The organism is Croceitalea rosinachiae (assembly GCF_031846445.1).
GTDB classification, from domain to species: Bacteria; Bacteroidota; Bacteroidia; order Flavobacteriales; family Flavobacteriaceae; genus Croceitalea; species Croceitalea rosinachiae.
Genome location: NZ_JAVRHR010000001.1, coordinates 1354880 through 1374882, shown reverse-complemented (window position 1 = coordinate 1374882; position 20003 = coordinate 1354880). Strand labels below are relative to the sequence as shown.

General features: G+C 36.4%; 21 protein-coding genes. 6 read left to right on the top strand and 15 right to left on the bottom strand.

Annotated elements, in window-relative coordinates:
• Positions 1-5 precede the first annotated feature (5 nt).
• The 3 genes from RM706_RS06245 (at position 6) to RM706_RS06235 (ending at position 4008) form a co-directional block, all read left to right on the top strand.
• A complete protein-coding gene (locus RM706_RS06245; RefSeq protein ID WP_311350170.1) occupies positions 6-569 on the top strand; it encodes a DNA-3-methyladenine glycosylase I in 564 nt (187 codons plus the stop codon).
• 101 nt (positions 570-670) lie between these two features.
• Positions 671-2323, top strand: coding sequence for a solute:sodium symporter family transporter (locus tag RM706_RS06240; RefSeq protein WP_311350459.1), 1653 nt, complete (start codon positions 671-673; stop codon positions 2321-2323).
• 26 nt (positions 2324-2349) lie between these two features.
• Positions 2350-4008, top strand: a complete 1659-nt coding sequence (locus RM706_RS06235; RefSeq protein WP_311350169.1) for a glycoside hydrolase family 13 protein — start codon at positions 2350-2352, stop codon at positions 4006-4008.
• Positions 4009-4014: 6 nt separating this feature from the next.
• Here RM706_RS06235 and aat read toward each other — a convergent pair whose 3' ends face one another.
• From aat to RM706_RS06210, 5 genes are all read right to left on the bottom strand, one after another.
• Positions 4015-4683, bottom strand: coding sequence for a leucyl/phenylalanyl-tRNA--protein transferase (gene aat / locus RM706_RS06230; protein ID WP_311350168.1), 669 nt, complete (start codon positions 4681-4683; stop codon positions 4015-4017).
• An 87-nt stretch (positions 4684-4770) separates the two neighbouring features.
• Positions 4771-5430, bottom strand: a complete 660-nt coding sequence (locus tag RM706_RS06225) for a CPBP family intramembrane glutamic endopeptidase (RefSeq protein ID WP_311350167.1) — start codon at positions 5428-5430, stop codon at positions 4771-4773.
• A 155-nt stretch (positions 5431-5585) separates the two neighbouring features.
• Positions 5586-7301, bottom strand: coding sequence for an AIPR family protein (locus tag RM706_RS06220; RefSeq protein WP_311350166.1), 1716 nt, complete (start codon positions 7299-7301; stop codon positions 5586-5588).
• A 127-nt stretch (positions 7302-7428) separates the two neighbouring features.
• On the bottom strand, positions 7429-8799 hold the full coding sequence (locus RM706_RS06215; protein WP_311350165.1) for a short-chain fatty acid transporter: 1371 nt from the start codon (positions 8797-8799) through the stop codon (positions 7429-7431).
• A gap of 3 nt (positions 8800-8802) precedes the next feature.
• A complete protein-coding gene (locus RM706_RS06210; protein ID WP_311350164.1) occupies positions 8803-9180 on the bottom strand; it encodes a DUF3127 domain-containing protein in 378 nt (125 codons plus the stop codon).
• Between the two features lie 123 nt (positions 9181-9303).
• Between RM706_RS06210 and RM706_RS06205 the strand changes: the two genes are divergently transcribed.
• Together RM706_RS06205 and RM706_RS06200 are read left to right on the top strand one after the other, a co-directional pair.
• Entirely contained in the window at positions 9304-10452 is a 1149-nt protein-coding gene (locus RM706_RS06205) for an ATP-binding protein (protein ID WP_311350163.1), read from the top strand.
• A gap of 2 nt (positions 10453-10454) precedes the next feature.
• Positions 10455-10805: a hypothetical protein gene (locus RM706_RS06200; protein WP_311350162.1), complete on the top strand. Its 351-nt coding sequence runs from the start codon at positions 10455-10457 to the stop codon at positions 10803-10805.
• Here RM706_RS06200 and RM706_RS06195 read toward each other — a convergent pair.
• Both RM706_RS06195 and greA read right to left on the bottom strand, forming a co-directional pair.
• The gene (locus RM706_RS06195) at positions 10798-11190 is read right to left on the bottom strand and encodes an HIT family protein (protein WP_311350161.1); all 393 of its coding nucleotides are present in this window, start codon (positions 11188-11190) and stop codon (positions 10798-10800) included. The genes RM706_RS06200 and RM706_RS06195 overlap by 8 nt on opposite strands.
• A 116-nt stretch (positions 11191-11306) precedes the next feature.
• Positions 11307-11783, bottom strand: a complete 477-nt coding sequence (greA, locus tag RM706_RS06190) for a transcription elongation factor GreA (RefSeq protein WP_311350160.1) — start codon at positions 11781-11783, stop codon at positions 11307-11309.
• A gap of 171 nt (positions 11784-11954) precedes the next feature.
• Here greA and RM706_RS06185 point away from each other — a divergent pair, with 171 nt between their 5' ends.
• The gene (locus tag RM706_RS06185) at positions 11955-12392 is read left to right on the top strand and encodes a Rieske (2Fe-2S) protein (protein WP_311350159.1); all 438 of its coding nucleotides are present in this window, start codon (positions 11955-11957) and stop codon (positions 12390-12392) included.
• Here the strand turns inward: RM706_RS06185 and RM706_RS06180 are convergent.
• The 8 genes from RM706_RS06180 to RM706_RS06145 all read right to left on the bottom strand — a co-directional run bounded on the left by RM706_RS06180 (position 12384) and on the right by RM706_RS06145 (position 19967).
• Positions 12384-13382 (bottom strand): Gfo/Idh/MocA family protein, encoded by a 999-nt coding sequence (locus tag RM706_RS06180; RefSeq protein WP_311350158.1) that lies wholly within the window; start codon positions 13380-13382, stop codon positions 12384-12386. The two genes, RM706_RS06185 and RM706_RS06180, sit on opposite strands and share 9 nt — an antisense overlap.
• 233 nt (positions 13383-13615) lie before the next feature.
• On the bottom strand, positions 13616-15790 hold the full coding sequence (locus tag RM706_RS06175; RefSeq protein WP_311350157.1) for a TonB-dependent receptor: 2175 nt from the start codon (positions 15788-15790) through the stop codon (positions 13616-13618).
• Positions 15791-16090: 300 nt separating this feature from the next.
• Positions 16091-16393: a hypothetical protein gene (locus RM706_RS06170; protein WP_311350156.1), complete on the bottom strand. Its 303-nt coding sequence runs from the start codon at positions 16391-16393 to the stop codon at positions 16091-16093.
• Between the two features lie 337 nt (positions 16394-16730).
• Positions 16731-16934 carry a hypothetical protein gene (locus RM706_RS06165; protein WP_311350155.1) on the bottom strand — a complete coding sequence of 68 codons (204 nt, stop codon included), beginning with the start codon at positions 16932-16934 and terminating at the stop codon, positions 16731-16733.
• 100 nt (positions 16935-17034) lie between these two features.
• On the bottom strand, positions 17035-18570 hold the full coding sequence (locus tag RM706_RS06160) for a DUF4301 family protein (protein WP_311350154.1): 1536 nt from the start codon (positions 18568-18570) through the stop codon (positions 17035-17037).
• Entirely contained in the window at positions 18567-19130 is a 564-nt protein-coding gene (locus RM706_RS06155) for an AAA family ATPase (RefSeq protein WP_311350153.1), read from the bottom strand. The genes RM706_RS06160 and RM706_RS06155 overlap by 4 nt, the downstream gene beginning before the upstream one ends.
• On the bottom strand, positions 19085-19723 hold the full coding sequence (pnuC, locus tag RM706_RS06150; RefSeq protein WP_311350152.1) for a nicotinamide riboside transporter PnuC: 639 nt from the start codon (positions 19721-19723) through the stop codon (positions 19085-19087). The genes RM706_RS06155 and pnuC overlap by 46 nt, the downstream gene beginning before the upstream one ends.
• Positions 19707-19967, bottom strand: coding sequence for a hypothetical protein (locus RM706_RS06145; RefSeq protein WP_311350151.1), 261 nt, complete (start codon positions 19965-19967; stop codon positions 19707-19709). The genes pnuC and RM706_RS06145 overlap by 17 nt, the downstream gene beginning before the upstream one ends.
• Positions 19968-20003: the final 36 nt, after the last annotated feature.

Sequence of the window (20003 nt, the reverse complement as noted above, 5' to 3'; positions counted from 1 at the left end):
AAAATATGCAAAAACATAAATGTGGTTGGTGTGTAGGTGATGAACTCTACGAAGCATACCATGACAATGAATGGGGAGTACCCTTAAAAGATGATGATTCGCTATTCGAATTCTTGGTTCTAGAAACTTTTCAAGCTGGATTAAGTTGGATTACCATTCTTAGGAAACGAGAAAACTTTAGAGCTGCTTTTGACAATTTTGATTACAAGAAAATTGCCAATTACACCCAAGACAAAATAGACTCTTTATTGCAAGATGCGGGCATTATTCGCAATAAATTAAAAGTTAATGCTACGGTATCAAATGCTCGGGCGTTTATGCAGATTCAAAAAGAGTTTGGCAGTTTTAGCAACTATATTTGGGGTTTTGTCGACCATAAATCCATAAAAAACGCTTTTGCAAACTATAAAGACGCCCCGGCCAAAACCGAACTTTCAGACACTTTGAGCAAAGATCTTAAAAAAAGAGGCTTTAAGTTTGTGGGCAGTACCGTGGTATATGCCACCATGCAGGCAATCGGTATGGTCAATGATCATGAAACCGGTTGTTTTAGATATCATCAGGTTTAACACATTTGTATTATATTTTTTCCGTTTAGTAAATCGGCAATCAAACAAAACAATTTTTGTTACTTTAGCAAAAACCACGTTAATCTTCACATATTTTGGGAATTCTTACTATTATTTCGTTTTTAGGGTTTACACTTTTTGTAGCAGTCGTTGCTTGGTATGCAACGCGCAAGACCGATGAAAAATCAGCTGATGGCTATTATCTTGGAGGTCGAAGTCTTGGAGCGATTACCATTGCGGGATCCTTGTTACTGACCAACCTTTCGGCCGAACAGATCGTGGGCCTCAATGGACAAGCATTTGCCGAAGGCCTAATGGTCATGGCATGGGAGACATTGGCAGCCATAGCCATGATTTTCACAGCCATTTATCTCTTGCCAAAATACATGAAGAAGGGAATAACCACAATTCCTGAATTTGTAGAAAAAAGGTTTGACCAACAGACCAAAGCCTTATTATCCGTTCTTTTTCTATTTGCATATGGCATCGTGCTATTGCCGACCATATTATATTCAGGATCATTAGCCTTCAGTACCATGTTCGACCTGCCTAATGTAATGGGTGTTGCGCCATGGACCGTAATCTGGATTTGTGTAATTACCATAGGATTGATTGGAATGGTGTATGCAATTTTTGGAGGGTTAAAAGCGGTTGCTGTTTCCGATTTGATCAACGCCATAGGTCTTTTGATTGGCGGATTATTAATTCCTGTTTTTGGGTTGCTACTAATAGGTGATGGAGACTTGGGAGAAGGCTTGGGAATCTTATGGGATACCAATCCCGAAAAATTTAAACTAAAGGGAGCCGTTGATTCTTCCATTCCATTTGGTACCATTTTTACGGGAATGATGCTGGCCCAAATCTACTATTGGGGTACTAATCAATCTATTTTGCAAAGGGTTTTCGGGGCTAAAAGCCTTAAAGAAGGGCAAAAAGGAATGTTATTGGCCGCCTTTGTGAAATTTGTAATCCCCATTATAGTGGTATTACCTGGTATCATTGCTTGGCATGTTTTTGAGGGGCAATTAGATAATCCCGATCAAGCGTATCCGGCTTTGGTGGCAAAAGTATTGCCAGGAGCTTTTACTGGCTTTTTCGCAGCAGTACTTTTTGGAGCAGTATTGAGTTCTTTTAACAGTTTGCTAAATAGTAGTGCTACTTTGTTCGGTTTTGACTTATATCGAATGTATTTTAAGAAAGATGCATCAGAGCTTGATACCGTAAAAGCAGGTAAAACATTTGGTATCGTATTAGGCCTTATTTCTATGACCATTGCTCCTTTTATTGCTTTCGCCCCCGACGGTTTATTCAGTTATATTCAACAATCATTGGGTAGTTTGAGTGTGCCTATTTTAGCGGTGGTGATGACAGGTGTTTTGACTAAAAAAGTACCTGCTATTGGTGCCAAAGTCGTTATGATCGGTGGTGTACTTTTGTATTTAATAAGCCTACTCTTTTTAGAACCCCATTTTAGAGATACTGCTGTTTCAATCGCCCAATCTCAGGGAATCACGGACCTCAGTGAACTTAGTATAATCAAGGCAGAAGCCTATCCGCATTACTTACATGTCATGGGTATTTTATTTGTCTTCAATGTCATTGTGATGCTTATTTTTGGTAAGATTAAGCCTAAAAAAGTTGTGACCGAAGAAGAGACTACTGATGTTATAGACATTACTCCATGGAAATACGCCTTTATTGTTGGAGCCATTATCTCTGTATTGGTTATAAGCACCTATTTCATATTTTCCTAATTGCTATTTAGATTTCTAAGTTATCAATGAAAAAAACTTGGTGGAAAGAGAGTGTGGTATATCAAATATACCCGCGTTCATTTAAAGATACTACCGGAAACGGTATAGGTGATATTCATGGTATCATCGAAAAGCTTGACCATATCAAATCGCTAGGCGTTGACGTCATCTGGCTATGTCCGGTTTATGAATCGCCCAATGATGACAACGGCTACGATATTAGCCACTACAGAAAAATATCTGATGATTTTGGCGGACAAGAAGCCTTTGATGAGTTATTAGAAAAAACACACCAAAAAGGTCTTAAACTGGTCATGGATTTGGTCGCCAACCATACCTCAGATGAGCATTATTGGTTTACTGAGTCAAAGAAATCAAAATCTAATCCTTATCGCGATTATTACATCTGGAAAGATGGTCAAAATGACGGTCCACCAAACAATTGGGAGTCTTTTTTTAACGGAAGTACTTGGGAGTATGATAGCACGACCGATCAATATTACTTGCACTATTTCACTAAAAAGCAGCCTGACCTTAATTGGGAGAACCCAAAAGTTCGAAAAGAAATCTTTGATGTCGTTGAGTACTGGTTTAAAAAAGGGGTAGATGGATTTCGTATGGATGTGATTTCATTGATTTCAAAACCAGATGGCTACCCTAATTCTGAACATGAAAAGTTTCAGGAAACCATCATCAATTATTATGCAAATGGACCAAAAATTCATCAGTATCTCCATGAGATGAATCAAGAAGTGCTCAGCAAATATGATATCATGACCGTAGGTGAAGGTCCGGGCATTGATTTAGCAAATGGACCTTTATATGTTGATGCATCGCGAGAAGAACTCAATATGGTATTTCATTTTGACCATATGTTCATTGATTGCGGTGTTGGTGGAAAATACGACCCCATACCCATTGATTTTAAGACTTTTAAAACGGTTTTCAATAATTGGGACAAGGCATTAAAAAATAAAGGTTGGGGTAGCATCTTTTTGGGCAGCCATGATTTTAGTAGAATGGTCTCTCGTTTTGGAAACGACCAAGAGTACCGTAAACCTTCTGCCAAACTTTTGGCGACCTTGTTGCTTACGCTAAGGGGAACCGTTTATGTATACCAAGGTGATGAGATAGGGATGACCAATGTCGCTTATGACAGCATTGAAGATTATAACGATGTAGAGACCCTAAATGCTTGGAAGGCAGCTGAAGAAGAAGGCCAAGACATGGAAGAATTTCTCCATATTGTTCATATACAAAGTAGAGACAATGCCCGTACCCCAATGCAATGGAGTTCTGATGCCAATGCGGGTTTTACCGAGGGAATACCATGGCTTAAAACCAACCCTAATCATAAGAACATCAATGTAGCGACCCAAGAAAACGACCCAAATTCCATCTTGAATTATTATCGGGACATGATTGCCTTTAGAAAGGCAAACAAGACCTTTGTCTATGGGGATTATGAATGCTTAGATTTAGATAATCCGTCTATTTACGCCTATAGACGATGGGATAAAGCAAATGAATTTTTGGTGCTTCACAACTTTTCTGATAAGAAAATCCATTGGGGCTACGATTTGAACGAAGACAACTATAAAGTTCTTAAATCTAATATGGCTCAAGGACAACAAGCTAATTTTGAATTGGAAGCTTGGCAGACTAAAATCTTAAAACGGATATAATCGCCCTTAATTCTGTTTTTTCAAAATTTCAATGAAATCTTTACGGGATATTTCTTGAGCTCCTAAACTCTCTAAGTGTTTAGTATGTAATTGGCAATCTATAAGCAAGTAGTTTTGTTCTTTAAATTCGTTCACCATATGTATAAATGCATATTTAGAAGCATTTGAAACCAAACTGAACATACTCTCACCGCAAAAAATGTGGCCTAAATCAATACCGTATAGGCCACCCACCAATTCATCATTTTGCCAAACCTCATAAGACTTTGCAAACCCTTTTTCATGTAGGTTGAGATAGGCCTCTTTCATTTTTGGAGTTATCCAAGTACCCTCTTGCCCCTTTCTTTTTTGTATAGCGCATTGCTCAATAACCTGTTCAAAACAAGTGTTCTTGGTCAATCGAAAATCAGTATCGCGAATCACTTTACGCATACTTTTTGAAACCTTTATTTTTTCAGGAAAAAGTACCATTCTAGGGTCGGGGCTCCACCAAAAAATAAGGGCATCTTCATTAAACCAAGGGAAAATGCCACTTTGGTACGCCAACAGTAAGCGTTCAGGCGATAAATCACCCCCAACAGCAAGTAAACCATCTGAATTCGCATTGGACACAGGCGGAAACTCCAAGCGGTCACCTAAAAAGAATAAAGGATTATTCTTTCCATTGTTTTCCATGGATGCAATTTTTTTATAAAGCTATGTATTTTACGCGAGAAGTTGTTTCAACTAGGGAATTATAGTCGTTGTTGGCAAATCGTTTATTTAAGTTAAAGTAATATATATAGTCATGTTCCAAATAATGTGAAGTATTATTGGCGGTCCGACGGATTTTGATTTGAAATATAGTATTCCCGTTAAGATTCCTAAAATAGAGGCGGCAAAAGACTGATAAAAATTCGGCTCTAACATTCCCTCATTGTAAATAAAATTAGTCAGATGTATTGCTCCAAAAAGAACAGATGTGACTAAAATCGAGATTAGGGGCATATATTTTTCTTGAAGCCCTTTTTGAATATAATGTCTGAAGAAAAATTCCTCGGAAAAAGGAATAATCAACATACCTGCAATCGAGTTCAATTTCATTAACTCGCTAAAATCTAATTGAAATTGAAAAAGATTAATCGGTATTTCTTGGTAATAAAGAATCTTCAGTATTTCCTGAATAAATGGAGCAGATATTCCTAGTAATAAGGCAAAAAGATAAAATTTAAAAAATGTTTTAGAGATTACTAATCCGTGTAATCCGTTAACTCTGTATAGAAAATAGAGGATAATTAATAACTGAGGCAATGAATTGATGAACTTAGACCTTAGAATCAGTTCAAAAATGTCAAAGTGTACGCCAAACAGAACCCATGTACCTATCAATTCCAAAATAACTAAGAATAGAATTGTTTGGAATATCGACTTAGGTATTGTCATATTTAAATACTTTGCAACTGTCTCGGCTATTTTTAGCGCGGGATTTCAAGGCACTTTATTTTCCGTTTATCGATTTTTCAATCTAGTGTATTTACTCTAATATTCTCACTTTTAACAGCATTACTTATAGCTCTAATTCAGCAAAGGTATTGCCATTATTCACATAAGATTTGTCTAAAACTTTCTATTACAGGCGAAGGATTTGCAGATTCTTGAGCATAAATAATCGATTTAACTTGGTCTGATAAGATTTTTGCAGCGTTTTCTTTCCTTATATATTCTCCGAAATCTTCAGAAATAAAAGTCGAAGAATAGGTCAGCACAAGATTGATAACTGGCAAAATTTCTGCAATCAAGTCATTTAGACTTTTATTCTTTGCTTTAGAGTAGTTTGGTGTAAAACCAATTTGGCTCAAATCAACATTTTTGCCTTGAACTACGTCTAGTGTTTTACCAAATACACTAATAAAGAAGTATTTGAATCTTAGGTTTCTTAGTAATACTAACTGTTTTTGTTCAAGTTCAATTATCGAGCTGTCTGATTGTTTTCTCTTTAATTCATTTCTCCTTTCGTCCATTGCTCTAGCAATAATGTATGCGAACAAAAGATGTTTAGCTTTCTTATCTTCAAAAGCTGTGCGATACATTTTATCACTTTCAAATACACCATTTTTACCACCATTTGCTTCTTGAAAATGACCTTCTAATGCAATTGCAGGTTGGGCCACAACTTCAATCCCTAAATGTGAATTATTGTCAAAGCCTCTTTTCAGAGAATAATTATGGCCAAAATTTGAAAACTCTTCTTGAATTCTTTTTTGTTGAGGGTCATTGCTGAACTTATCCCAAGTGGTGATTTTGTTCTGAGTGTTGTTATATTTAACAATTTCGTCAATGGTCTTGTGGTCCGAGCATTCAATCACTCTCGCCAACACCTTAACATTATTAAGGTCAATAGAACCATCGAGTGAACCAATAGAACCTGTAGTTTGAGCTCCGTTTATTATAGAGATTCCTTCAATTTTAACACCAGATTTTTCCTTTGTAATTTTAGTAGTTAGAATTGTAATACCATTATTAAAAACCCAAAAATTTTGAGGTTGTTTCTCTGCTGTTGTTTTTATACCTGAATTAATTTTTTTTCTTCTACTTACACCTAAAAATCCGCGATAATTTGCCGAGAATAGTTCATCTCCGTGGATTAAAAATAAGTCACGAAGCCAATATCCTGGAACGGACATTATACTAGCAGTCCAATTTGGTCCTGTCTCTTGATATTGAATTTTAGCAGGACAGTCTATCGTATCTTGAACAATGATTGACGACTCTTGCACTAAATACAGTCTTTCTGTATTTTCAAGGCCAAGCTCTTTATACAATACTGTAATCTCTAGTTCATTTGGCAAAGAATTAGTTAGGTGCTTGGCAGCTGTATCCAATTCTTTACTTACGTTTACTGATTCTGGTAAATTATGAACATAGAGCAATTCTATCTGGTCGATTTCATTTTCAGAAATTGCTGTTCTGCATTCTTCAATTATTGACTTTAGGTTATCAGGAACTTGGCTTGTATCGCCCGAGATTAACCAAGCAGAAGCAGTATTTAAATCGGATGCTTTATTTGCCGGTGCACTTTCCACAGTTTTACTCGTGTGATATCCTTGTGCAAAAACAATTTTTCTTAGGTCATAATCTAATTTTATGAAATCAATTTTCTTATCGTCGCCACCATCAGTAATTCCTTCTGAACCTAATGTTAATGCAGAAGGATGGTCCATGTATAGGCTCATTACCCAAGCTAAATGTGCATTGCCTACGCCAAATTGGTCAATTATTTCCAGTTGTTTCTTAAATGTATCTAAATGATTCATGCATTTATTTTTTCTGCTTGTGCCCAACTTATTTTATCATAACTAAAATACAGCTTTATTCCTGGTAGATATGCATATTGAGATATTTAGTGTCCCACTTTAGGTTTTGGTTAAAGTTAAATTCTTCTTAGAAAAGAAGCAGACCCAAAATATAAACTATACTACCCACTAGCATAAATAAGAGCGTATATGGAAGAATCTCTTTGGCCTTTAGCTTTGTAATGCCCAGTAAGGGCAATGCCCAGAAAGGTTGCAGCATATTGGTGATTTGATCCCCATAAGAAAGCGCCATAATAGCCTTTGATAAGGGTACGTTGAGCTGCAAAGCAGATTGTAGCACCAATGGCCCCTGAATGGCCCACTGCCCACCCCCACTGGGTACAAATACATTTACAATTCCTGCGCTTAAAAAAGTAAATATCGGCAGGGTGGTTTCGGTACTTATAGAAACAAAAAAATCTGAAATCTGATTGATCATGGCGCTATTGGCCATAATGCCCATAATACCAAAGTATAGTGGAAACTGAATTAAAATTCCGGCAATATCACCAATGGCATCTTCAACAGCGTTTAAAAAACTCTTAAAGCTTCCGTGTAGGAGTATTGCCAAGCCCAACATAAAAAAATTAAGCATATTAGGGGTAATGTTCAGTTGTCGTAGCGCAGGTAAGTATTGCACAAAAAATGCCATCAAAATCAAAACGGCAAAACCTATGGACAGTACTTTTGAATGATCTAATCGTTCCGCCCCCGACAGGTCTTTTTTCTCCAATGGCGTAAAATGATATGCAGGAAGTTCAATTTTTGAAGTTGCAGCCTTTCTACCCAAGTAGTATACCAATACCGAAATAGCGATGACCACTGAACTAAATATCAAAAGATTTGACAAGCTGAATACGGTCGATGAGGTTGAAATGGCGTCGGGTAATCTAGCCAGTAGATTTTCATTGCCAGCCAACAAGCTTTTGATATGACCTGCTTCTGAAGCTTTAATTGGTGCTGAACCACTAATACCCCCATGCCAGACCATAAGCCCAACGTAACCACAAGCACCAATTAATGGGTAATTGATAGGGATAGCCTTTGATTGGGCATATTCCCCAACCTTTCGAGCTAAAATGGCCCCGAAAATGAGGCCTAACCCCCAATTAAAAAACGAAACCAACATGGTGGGCAAGGCAACCAAAACAGCAGCAGTTGAAGTATTCTGAACGAACTTCGTAATACCTAGAATCAAACGTTCCATTGGCTTGCTTAAAACCAAGACATGGCCCAGTACCAAAATCAGCATCATTTGGTAAGCAAAGACCAAAAGACCGTTGTTCCAAATACCGTCTTCCCAATACGAGAGAATGGTAAATAAATGATTGTTTTCCGTTTTGTTTTCAGTAAAGATCAGCGTGAGAACAATGGTCAATACCGTCAGGAGAATCGCAATGGTAAAAGGCGAAGGCAAAAACCTTCTAAATATATTTTCTATAAGCTTTGAAAGCCTCATCCGTTAGAACGGAAGGTCATCATGCTCTTCTTCATTCAAGTTATCAGCTGGCTCAAAGGCTTCCATTGGAGGTACTGGTGGCATACCCTCTGTTGAAGTTTCTTGTTGCAGGTTTTCAATTCTCCACCCTTGAATAGAGTTAAAATACTTGGTCTCGCCTTGAGGGTTCACCCATTCGCGACCGCGCAAATTAATACTGATTTTTACCATTTGGCCTTCACTATAGCTGTTCAACAAATCACATTTGTCTTGCACAAATTCGACCAAAATATGCTGCGGATATTGTTCTTCTGTAGTAATCACCACTTCACGCTTTCTAAAACCATTGTTGCCATAGGTTTTGGTTTCATCTATCATTTTGATTCTTCCTTGAACTTCCATATTTGAGCATTTAATTTAAGGTTCAAAAATACACAAAATCACCAGTTTTCAAACGGTTAAGTAATTCAGGTTTTCAACAATTGTTTGCTTTTTGCGTTATCTTTGATAGCAATACGAATTTTAATGAAATTCAATCCAAAAAAAAGGACTTCGAATGTCATTCTACTGATTTCAGCTTTTGTAATTGTAAGCCTAATCCTTTGGAATACAAATATTTTCTTCGAAAAATTCAAACAAGAAGAACGTTTAAAAATTGAGAATTGGGCAGCGGCGCAAGCGGAGATTGACAATGCCCCCGTAGATGAAGAATTAGGGAATCTACCTGTTCAAATTCTACAAAACAATACTTCTACACCAATGATATTGGTGACTAAAGATGGGTCGATAAAAACGCATAACCTTCTTGTAGATGCTGATTTGGATACGATTCAAATCCGAAAGAAAATCAAAAAATTTAAAAATGAGAATGAACCCATTTTAATGAGGTATAAGGGGGAAGAGCTTGCCACCCTTTATTATGGCAATTCTGAAGTACTCAACAAACTCAAATACTATCCCGTTGCCCTATTACTGATCATATTTCTTTTTGGTACGGTAATTTTCTTCTTTTTTAAAACCAACAAGGCCTCAGAACAAAACAAATTGTGGGCCGGTATGGCAAAAGAAACCGCTCACCAAATAGGTACACCTTTGACCTCGCTTTTGGGTTGGAATGAAATTTTAAAATCAGAGAACATCAATCCGGATATTACAAAAGAGATTGAGAAAGATATTGACCGCTTGCAGACGATTACGGAGCGTTTTTCAAAAGTAGGTTCCGTTCCTGAACTGAAACCCCATGATATTGTCTCTGAAACCGAAAAAGCCTATCAATACCTAAAAAGACGAAGTTCAAAGCTTATTCATTTTTCGTTCAGCTCTGATATTAATGAACTTTCAGTGCTTTTAAATCTACCCTTATACAATTGGAGCATAGAAAATCTCGTTAAGAATGGTATAGATGCTATGAAGGGCAAGGGAAACATTGCCATTCAAATAGAGCAAAGTGGAAATTTTGTGAACGTTATGATTTCTGATACTGGACATGGAATTCTTAAAAGTGATTACCAGACCATCTTTAATCCGGGAGTAACTTCTAAAAAGAGGGGCTGGGGATTAGGTCTTTCACTCGTTAAAAGAATTATTGAAGAATATCATAAAGGAAAGGTGAAAGTACTTTCATCAAGTAAAGAGGGTACGATTATGCAAATTTCATTTAAAGCGGTTGTTTAGTTATGGCAAAGCAAAAAATGGTGGTTATCAAAGAGGCAGATATTACCAATAACTGTCCTGAATGCTTTAACCAAGAGCTAAAACTTTCCTTTTACCAAAAACACACGTATAATCCCTTTTTTCATAAAACTACTGCAGAGGTTACCAATGAAATCAAGTGTAAAAAGTGTTTCTCAATGATTTACCCCGTAAACTGGACTCCAGATATTGAGCGCGTTTATGAATACTACAATAAATTGGTAGAACCTGATAAAACTTCTGTTCGTTTTACCACGCTATTTTTTGTGCTTATTTTGTTATTCGTAGCATTAGTCGCGGGTGCAATCTATATGCATTTTGAAGGTATTATTTAAGCTGCTTTCTTATTAATGCGGCCGTAGTTTCAAACTCTTCTTTGGTCATATTCTCTTTATTTTGAAAAGTAGCATTTGTCATACTTTGAAGCGGAATCAAGTGCACATGCACATGTGGCACTTCTAATCCGATTACAGTGATTCCAACACGTTTGCAATCAATAGCGGTTTCTATGGCTTTTCCAACTTTTCTGCTAAATGCCATAAGCCCTAAATAAGTGTCTTCATCCAAATCAAAAACTTTGTCAACTTCTTTTTTGGGAATACATAAGGTGTGCCCTTTCGCATTGGGGTTAATATCTAAAAAAGCAAAGAAATTTTCATCTTCTGCAATTTTATAGGAAGGAATCTCTCCATTGATAATTTTCGTAAAAATAGTTGCCATGGCCAGTTGGTTGAAATAAAAAATCCCGACTTAAAAGTCAGGATTAAATATACTATTTTTTGGTTCGATAATCGAGATTTAAATGCTCTGAAGCTTGGCCTTAAGCAGTTTACTCCCTAGGATCTTGTAATCTCTAAAATATCAAATTTCAAAGTGCCGTTGGGCACTTTAATTTCAGCTACGTCACCCACAGTTTTTCCTAGCAGACCTTTGCCAATTGGTGAACTCACCGATATTTTCCCAGATTTTAAATCTGCCTCACTTTCAGCTACCAAGGTGTACTTCATTTCCATACCGTTGGTCTGGTTCTTTAACTTTACCGTAGAGAGTACCAATACTTTTGAAGTATCTAATTGTGATTCGTCAATCAATCTGGCATTTGAAAGTATTTCTTCCATTTTTGAAATCTTCATTTCAAGCAAGCCTTGGGCTTCTTTAGCTGCATCATATTCCGCATTCTCAGAAAGGTCACCCTTGTCTCTTGCTTCAGCAATCGCCTGTGAAGCCTTAGGGCGTTCCACATCTCGTAAATGGTCTAATTCTTCTCTTAATTTTTTTAATCCTTCTGGGGTATAGTATGAAACTTTACTCATAATCCTAAAATTTTATGCAAAACGACACTGAAGAAAACCTAAAAATTTTCCCAATGTCTAGTATTTTTTAATCGAAAAATCCTCTGCCGCGACTATAGAATATAGTTTTTAGCGAGGATTTAACGCAAATATATGCATTTTTTAGTGATTTTTGCATGAAATTACCCACATATGAAAGTACGTTTGGCCCTGATTTTATTGGTGTTAAGTCTATCATGCGATAGCGGTGGCACCAATAGAAATCCATTTTTACAGGAAGTAAGTTTTAGGTTTGATTTGAACTTAAACCTTCCACTTTATTCGAACCTTAACAATATTGGAAATCCTGTTTATGTGAGCAATGATGCCGTAGGTACACGAGGTGCTTTTGTAATGAAAACAGGACTGGATACCTTCTTTGCTTTCGAAGCCAGTTGCCCTAATCACGCACCAAACAATTGCTCAACCATGACTATCGATGGTCAAAACGTAGTCTGTTCATGTGAAGGTTTTACTTATAACTTATTTACCGGGCAGCAATTGGACAGGCCAGATGACGGAGCGCGATATTATGATTTGCTTTTTTATAGGGCAGTTCAAAGTGGAAATTCTGTAATTATTTCAAACTAAATTTCCTAATATTTTATCCATCACCCAACTGGTATGAAGACCAGTAGCACCTGTTGATGGATGAATCATCTCCCCTAAAAGATGCTTTTTCATATTAGCCACATGAAATTGATGCAAATGCTTTGGATGTTCAATAAACACTGATTCTTTTCGAGTTTCGCTCAGTAATTGAATAGGTTCTTCATGCAGCACTGAAAAATGAATCTCTCCTTTCGCTCCTATTATTTTGACCTTATCCAAAGGTTGATAGCTCCCAAAATTCCAACTACCTGAACCTGTTATTCCATTTTTATGGATCCAACTACCAGCGACCGTATCCAATGCTGAGTAAAGACCTTGTTGATTTGAAGAAACGCCGGTGGCTTCTTTTATATCGCCTAATAAAAAGGTAAACAAATCCAATCCATGACTCGCTAGATCATCAAAATAGCCCGCTGGGGCAATCTTGGCGTCCGTCCGCCAATTGTATTTTTCACTTTTATCCAACAAACTTGCGGTACGGGTTTTCACCCAGTGAACGTGTCTTAGCTCACCTATTGCCCCTTCATCCAACCATTCTTTTACTTTTAAAAACCGAGGTAAGGACCTGCGGTAATATGCTATAAAAAATGGAAGGTCTTTTTCTTGAAAAGCATTAAAAATTTCTAAACTATCAGCATAACTGGGTGCCATAGGTTTTTCAATACAACAGGGTTTTCCGGCTTCTGCGACTTTTAATCCATAAAACTTGTGCGTATCTGGAGGGGTAGCGATATAGACCGCATCAATATCTGGATTATCAATTACTTCAGAAGCATCGCTAGTGAACAATGGAACCTTATGCCTTTCTGCATAATCCGCTGCCTTCTCTAAGTGTCTGCACATAACGGCAGTTATCTCAAAACCCTCTGTAAGACGATAAGCAGGCCCGCTTTTCACCTCGGTTACGCTACCGCAACCAATTATTCCCCAACGTAAAGGTTGTGATTTAGAAAAATAAAAGGATGCCATACTTTTTTATTTAAAAATACAGCATCCTTAAAAATTATAAGAAACCCGTGGTGCATTTTGAATAAAAGAAGTTTCCAAAATGTCAGTTCGAGTGATTTTTTTTGATAAAAATCGTATCGAGAACTATTTTAAGAGACCAAAATTCTTATTCTCGATACAAATTTTATGCACTAGGTGTAAAATTTACTCGAATTGACAGAATTTTATGAAAGTGCACAACGGATAAAAAAAGATTAAAAGTTAATACTTGCACCAAGCAAGAAATTGATTCCTGCTTGTGGATAAAAGCCAGCACCTTCAACGGTCATAATAGTGCCCGGGTTACTAAAATCATCATCAAAGGTGAAGAAATACCCATTTGATTCAAACTCAGCATCAAAAATATTGTTGACCAAGCCTGAAAAAACAATACTGTCTAAAAATCCGTTACATTTTAATTCATACTGCACATTGAAATCGGTTTGTGAGTAAGCGTCTAAAATAGACCCTTCAGAATCAATGTTCCCCATATATTGTTCGCCAACAAATTTTGATAATAAGATTAATTGCAGTTCCGGCTTAGGGCTATAGGTAAACATATTACCTGCTATAAAACCAGGAGAAAAAGCGATATTGGTATTTCCCAAATCTTGCAAGACACCGTCACGTTGAAAAACAAAATCTTGATTTTTATTGGTGCTAATAGCAATATTAGGTGTTACCCTAAATTTATCCCCCAATTGAATATTGGCATCAATTTCAAGCCCTAAACGGTAACTATCACCGACATTTGCTCTAAGTGGAGCACCTACATCATTCAATTCGCCCGTCAACACCAACTGGTCTTTATAGTTCATATAGTAAACATTTGTATTTACTTGAACAGTAGTTGCAATGTACCTCCATCCTAATTCAAAATCATTGAGTTTTTCTGGTTTAGGATTTCCATTTTCATAATCATTTCTATTTGGTTCACGATTCGCAACCGCATAAGAAAAATAGAAGTTGTTATTACGATTTAAATCAAAGGTCACCCCAGCTTTTGGGTTGAAAAAGTTGAAGGTATCGTCTACTAATCCAGTATCTTCTCCGTTAGCCTCGTACCCTACAGTTCTATATTGTAAGTCTCCATATAATGACCACTTGCCATTCAATTTATAGTTTGCTTTGGTATACATATTGAAATCTGTTTTGGTGGAATTATCATCATAATAACGATCTCTATACTCACTATTACTGGCAAAACGAGCCCAAATAACCTCGCCAAAATGGTCACCTTTATAGGTGTTCCAACCACCACCAACAATAAAGTCTAGTTTATCTTTCTTGTAATTAGCAGAAAAAACCGTTCCATAAAAATCATTGTCCAACCATCTGCGACGAATCAAATCGGTAGTATTTACCAGTTCTCCATCAACATTTAAAGGTTCAAAGCCATACGTTACAAAGTCGTCATCTTCACGAAACTGCTCAAAAAATCCCCGACCACGAGTATAATGTACCGCTAAGTTTGTGCTCCAATAATTTGAAAGCTGCTCATTCCATAATAGCTGAAAATGGTCTTGTTTGTAATTATCTACTTCATTCTCGTAAAATTGGGTATTTCCATTTTCATCAGTATAAATTCCTGATGGGTTGAACTTTCTATCAGTTTCTAAGGTAGCCCTGTCAATACCATACCAGGCTTGATAGGTGATTTCATGACCTCCAAAAAGCAATGCTTTTATCAAGGTATTATCGTCTTTGTATGCGCCTTGTAAAAAATAAGAATCTAAATCTGATCTCGCTCGGTCAATGTATCCATCTGAAGTTATTCTTGACAACCTACCAGAAATCTCAATATGGTCATTCATCAACCCTGTACTAAACTTCACATTATTTCGCAACGTATTGAAACTGCCAAAAGAAGAGGATATTTGAGCAAAAGCATCCTCAGAATATCCATCGGTCAGTAAATTTAAACTTGCTCCAAAAGCACCGGCACCATTAGTAGATGTGCCTACACCTCTTTGTAATTGTAAGCTCTCGGTAGAAGATGCAAAATCGGGCATGTTAACCCAAAATGTGCCTTGCGACTCAGCATCATTATATGGAATTCCATTAATGGTAACGTTCACCCTAGTAGCATCGCTACCCCTCACTCTTATCCCTGTATAACCCACACCTGCACCTGCATCGGAAGTAGTTACTACAGAAGGTAAAAAATTCATTAAAATAGGAATGTCTTGGCCTAAATTTCTAGGTTTGATGTCTTCTTTTGTAAGGTTAGAAAATGTGACAGGCGATTCTTTGGTGACCCTAACCGCAGAAACAAAGACTTCGTCCAGAACCACTTTTTTACCAATTAAAGAATCTGTTGATTGTTGTTGAGCCTGTGAGGCCATTGTTAGACCAAATATGGCCAGCATTGTGAAAATAGTGTACTTCATCCGTAAATAGTTTTACGAATAAAAGGGGCTATTATTCTAAGTTAAAATTGATTTTTGTCTTGCTATTGACAGTTTTCCAAAATTAGGTCAGCCCTTGCGCCGGCTGGCCCCTCGCTAAAAATGTTCAACGGACATTTTCTTAACGCTCGGTCCCTTAGCAGCATTACCTGCCCAGGTTCATTGGGTATAATCTCAGCTTTTTACAGCACCCCTTAGAGATAGGCGCAAATGTAATATGCAAAATAATATAAACCAAAAAAGATCGCAAAATGCAGTCTTTGGATATCTTGGAATAATGGGTTATTTCAATTTAAACCATCTACCGTAAGAATCTATATACACCGTTCTTCTGGTACCGCTTTTCAGAACCATTATCAACTTAAATTGGTTCTTATCATTTTTATAAACCCCTGCCAATTTTGAGGTAGGGTACTGTTTCAATATTTCTTCAATGATAGGAGGCGTCAATTCACTTGAATCAACTTTCTTAAAATCATCTGATATGATTTCAGTAGCGCTGATAAATATGTCCGTTTTAATAGAATTAGCATAACCATCTATAAGAACAACAAATAAAACTATAGCAAACAGGTGATTTTTCATAATGAATTAGAGATAATAATTTACTGGTAATTAATTACGAATTAAACTGACGAACGGACGTCAACAAAGCTTATAATTTTACCCCTAAACAAAAAAAGACTGCGAATGCAGTCTTTTCAATAGGCTTACCAAAAATATTTTGGGGGCAATGCATCTAAAATGCACTTTTCAGTAAGCCATCTTGGATAAAGCATGGTTAGTGTAGCATAGCATCATCCTTCTTTAATATCATTTGTTTTGTTGAAAAGGTTATCCCCATAATCTTACATTAAAAAAAGGACCGAAATCAAATGAAACGGCCCTTTCAACCAAATCAACCAACCAAAAATCTGAGGACTTATAAAGCTGCCTCAGAGTTTTTATTATCTATATTTTCTGAAGTCTTGCTGTCAACAACAGCATCAACTTTTACCGTCTTTTTTTTAATATTTAGACTTCTTTCAATTTCAGTCTCTTCCATTTCATCTGCAAAATGAGCTCCTATTAACAATAACATCACCGTGATTATTCCTATAACTCCTGATCTTACTAATTCACTCATTTTAACTGTCTTTACTAGTAAGACACCACTATTTTTAAAAAGTCACTTAAAAACAAAAAAACCGCCAAAAGGCGGTTTTTTTTTATAGTAGTAAGTTGTTTTATGCTTGGTGGGAAGGTTTCAATAAATCATTTACAGTTTTTACGGGATTAAAGGTAACCAGCGGAACTTCGACAAAAATTGTGTTCCAAAATGCCATGGCACCGTTCCATAGACCTGGAAGTTCCAATGCCTTCAATTCTTTCCCTTCTTTAGTTTTCCCTGTAATAAATCCTTGTTTCGTGTCTACAAAATTCAATAAATCAAATTTTTCACCCTTGTAATTTCGAACTGCACATACTAAATCTACAGGGTTAAAGTGTGTAGAATTCTTTAATATCGCCACTTGTTCAGAATTATTCATATCAATCTGAGCTGATTCAATAATTTGAAGGGATGTATTTCCTTCTTGGTCCTTAATAAAGAAAGGCCCTCCGCCTGGTTCTCCTTCATTTTTAACCATTCCGCAGATTCGAATAGGACGATTGAGTTTCTCTTTTAAAACGGCAATCTTATTATCCTGTTCTAAATCTGTATAATTTGTTGAAAATCTCACATTTAATTGCTGCTCAAGAAATTCTTTGATTTCTTGAACTTCATCCGCAGCCAGGTTCCCTTTATCAAGATGTTTAGCTTTTTCAAAAGTTTCGGCTTGTACTTTCAGTAACAATCCTGCCAACATTTTTTTGCTGTTCGCAACGTCTTCCAGATTGGCATCAATGACTACATTATCAATATTCTTTATAAAAATAATATCCGCATCTTCATCATTCAGGTTTTCGATCAGTGCCCCATGACCTCCTGGTCTAAAAAGAATGGAACCATCGGAATTACGAAAAGGAGTATTATCCAAAGTAACCGCTAAAGTATCTGTGGCAGGTTTTTGATTGGAATAACTTACTTTAAAATCAGTTTTTGTGACTTCAGCTATTCTTGGTGAAGCACTTGCTTCCTCCGCTTTGAACATAGCATCGTGCTGTTCAGAAATCGTAAAATGCAAGTTGGCTTTTCCGTTAGTTTTAGCATAAAGAGCAGCTTCTTTTAAATGCTCTTCAAAAGGGGTTGCAGAATTATTATAGGTATGGAAAGGGAGTAGCCCTTTTGGGTAAAATCCATAGTTTAATCCTTCTTCCGTCAACATTTCTTTTACAAATTGATGCGCTATTTCCCCTTTAGAAGTTCCATCAACTAAAATTCTACCCATAATCAAATTATGAAACGGTAAGTTTTCCATTCCATCAACAAATTGTTTTACCGCTTTATCATTTGTTCTTTCGATATAATCTGATAAACTTTCTTCTTTCGGATGATACGCATCCAAAAAATTGAACATAGCCTTAAACATACGAGAGGCCGCACCGGAAGCTGGAACAAATTTTAACAAGGCAAGTGATTCTCTATTAGCTTCAAAATACTCGACTAAAGCTCTTTGTTCTTCGTCAGAAAATCTCGATATTCCTTCTCCCACAACAGCCGCTTTTTCTAAATCAACAAAGGGAATACCCTCTTTAAAAGTCTCTATTTGGTCCAATACTTTTTCTCTCGAAATTCCTTTTGAATTGAGTTGTTGTAAATCATTTTCAGTAAAGTCGATCATAGTTTTAATAGTTTTTCTATGTGTTGAACAGCTGTTTGTAAACGATGTTGTTTACTGCCACTTAAAATAATAAAATTACGAGAGTATTGCTTTAACGAATCATGAAAATAAGCGAACATTTTCTCTCTCTCGTTTGGTTTATCCCTTAAATCATCAGCTTCCCATGGCGTGTCGATATTTGTAAGTAAGTAAAGGTCATATGAATTCTGCAAAGCATATTTCTCAAGTATTGGGTCGCACTCCCCTATATAATATGCCTCGGAATATACTTTAGTCTCTAATAAATCGGTATCACAAAAAAGAATTTTATTGGCTTTCTTGCTCAACTTGTTTTCTAATCGCATTTGCCCTTCGGCAATGGGCAATAAATCATGTGGTTCGCAGGTTTTTTGTTCTCTATTCCATTTATCTTGAAGGTATTCACGAGCATATTCGGGCACCCAAAGCGTATTGTAATGTGTAGCTAGTTGTTTGGCTAAGGTTGTTTTTCCGGTAGATTCAGGGCCAAACAATACTATTTTAATAAGGTCTGAGGGCTCTTGTCTAAGTTTGTCTTCCATGCTCGGTAACCATAAATGGCAATGATTGTCAATACTGCAAAAAGCAGTGAACTAAAAATAAGACCTTTATACCAATATAAGGGTACAGTTATAATGTCTCCGATAATCCAGTAAATCCAATTTTCTAATTTCTTTTTTGCCATTAGCCACATTCCAACAAAAAAAATTGCGGTAGTAAAAGTATCAACATAAGCTGTCCAAGTATTATACCTATCCGTAACATAGTATATCAGAAAGACAAAAACTAACGCACTTATAAATAGCAAAAAAGACCAATTTTTCTCTTTTATGCTCGTTTTGGTAATAGGAATAAAATGTGTTTTATCAACTTTTCTTGTCCATAAATACCATCCTATAATACACATTACAAAATAATATGCATTGATAAGCATATCTCCTAGGAGCGAATATTTTAAAAGGATATAAACGTAAAGACCAGTTGCTATAAGACCTGTCGGATACACTAAAATATTTTCCCTTTTAGAATACCAAACACTCAATAATGAAAAAACTACACTAATAATTTCTAAGACTATATCAAGAGTCGGCACTCCGTCATACTGAGAAAAAATCCAATCAAAAATGTGGCTCATAATCGCTACGGTCAGATTTTACCAATTTCATATATAACAACCCTTTATCCATTAACTTAAAAGCAATTTCAATTTCAGATTGCAATACTTCCATTACTTTATGATATTCTCCGAAAACTTGTGTACTCAAAGGATTTTCCAAAATGGTAAGTCCTGAAGCTCTAAGCTTTTTTATAAAATTGATGATATGAAGTTCAAAATCATCTTGCAAGGGCGAAAATGTAAGTTCAACTGAAATGTTCATGAATTGGTATTTGGTGTTCAAAAATACTAATCTATA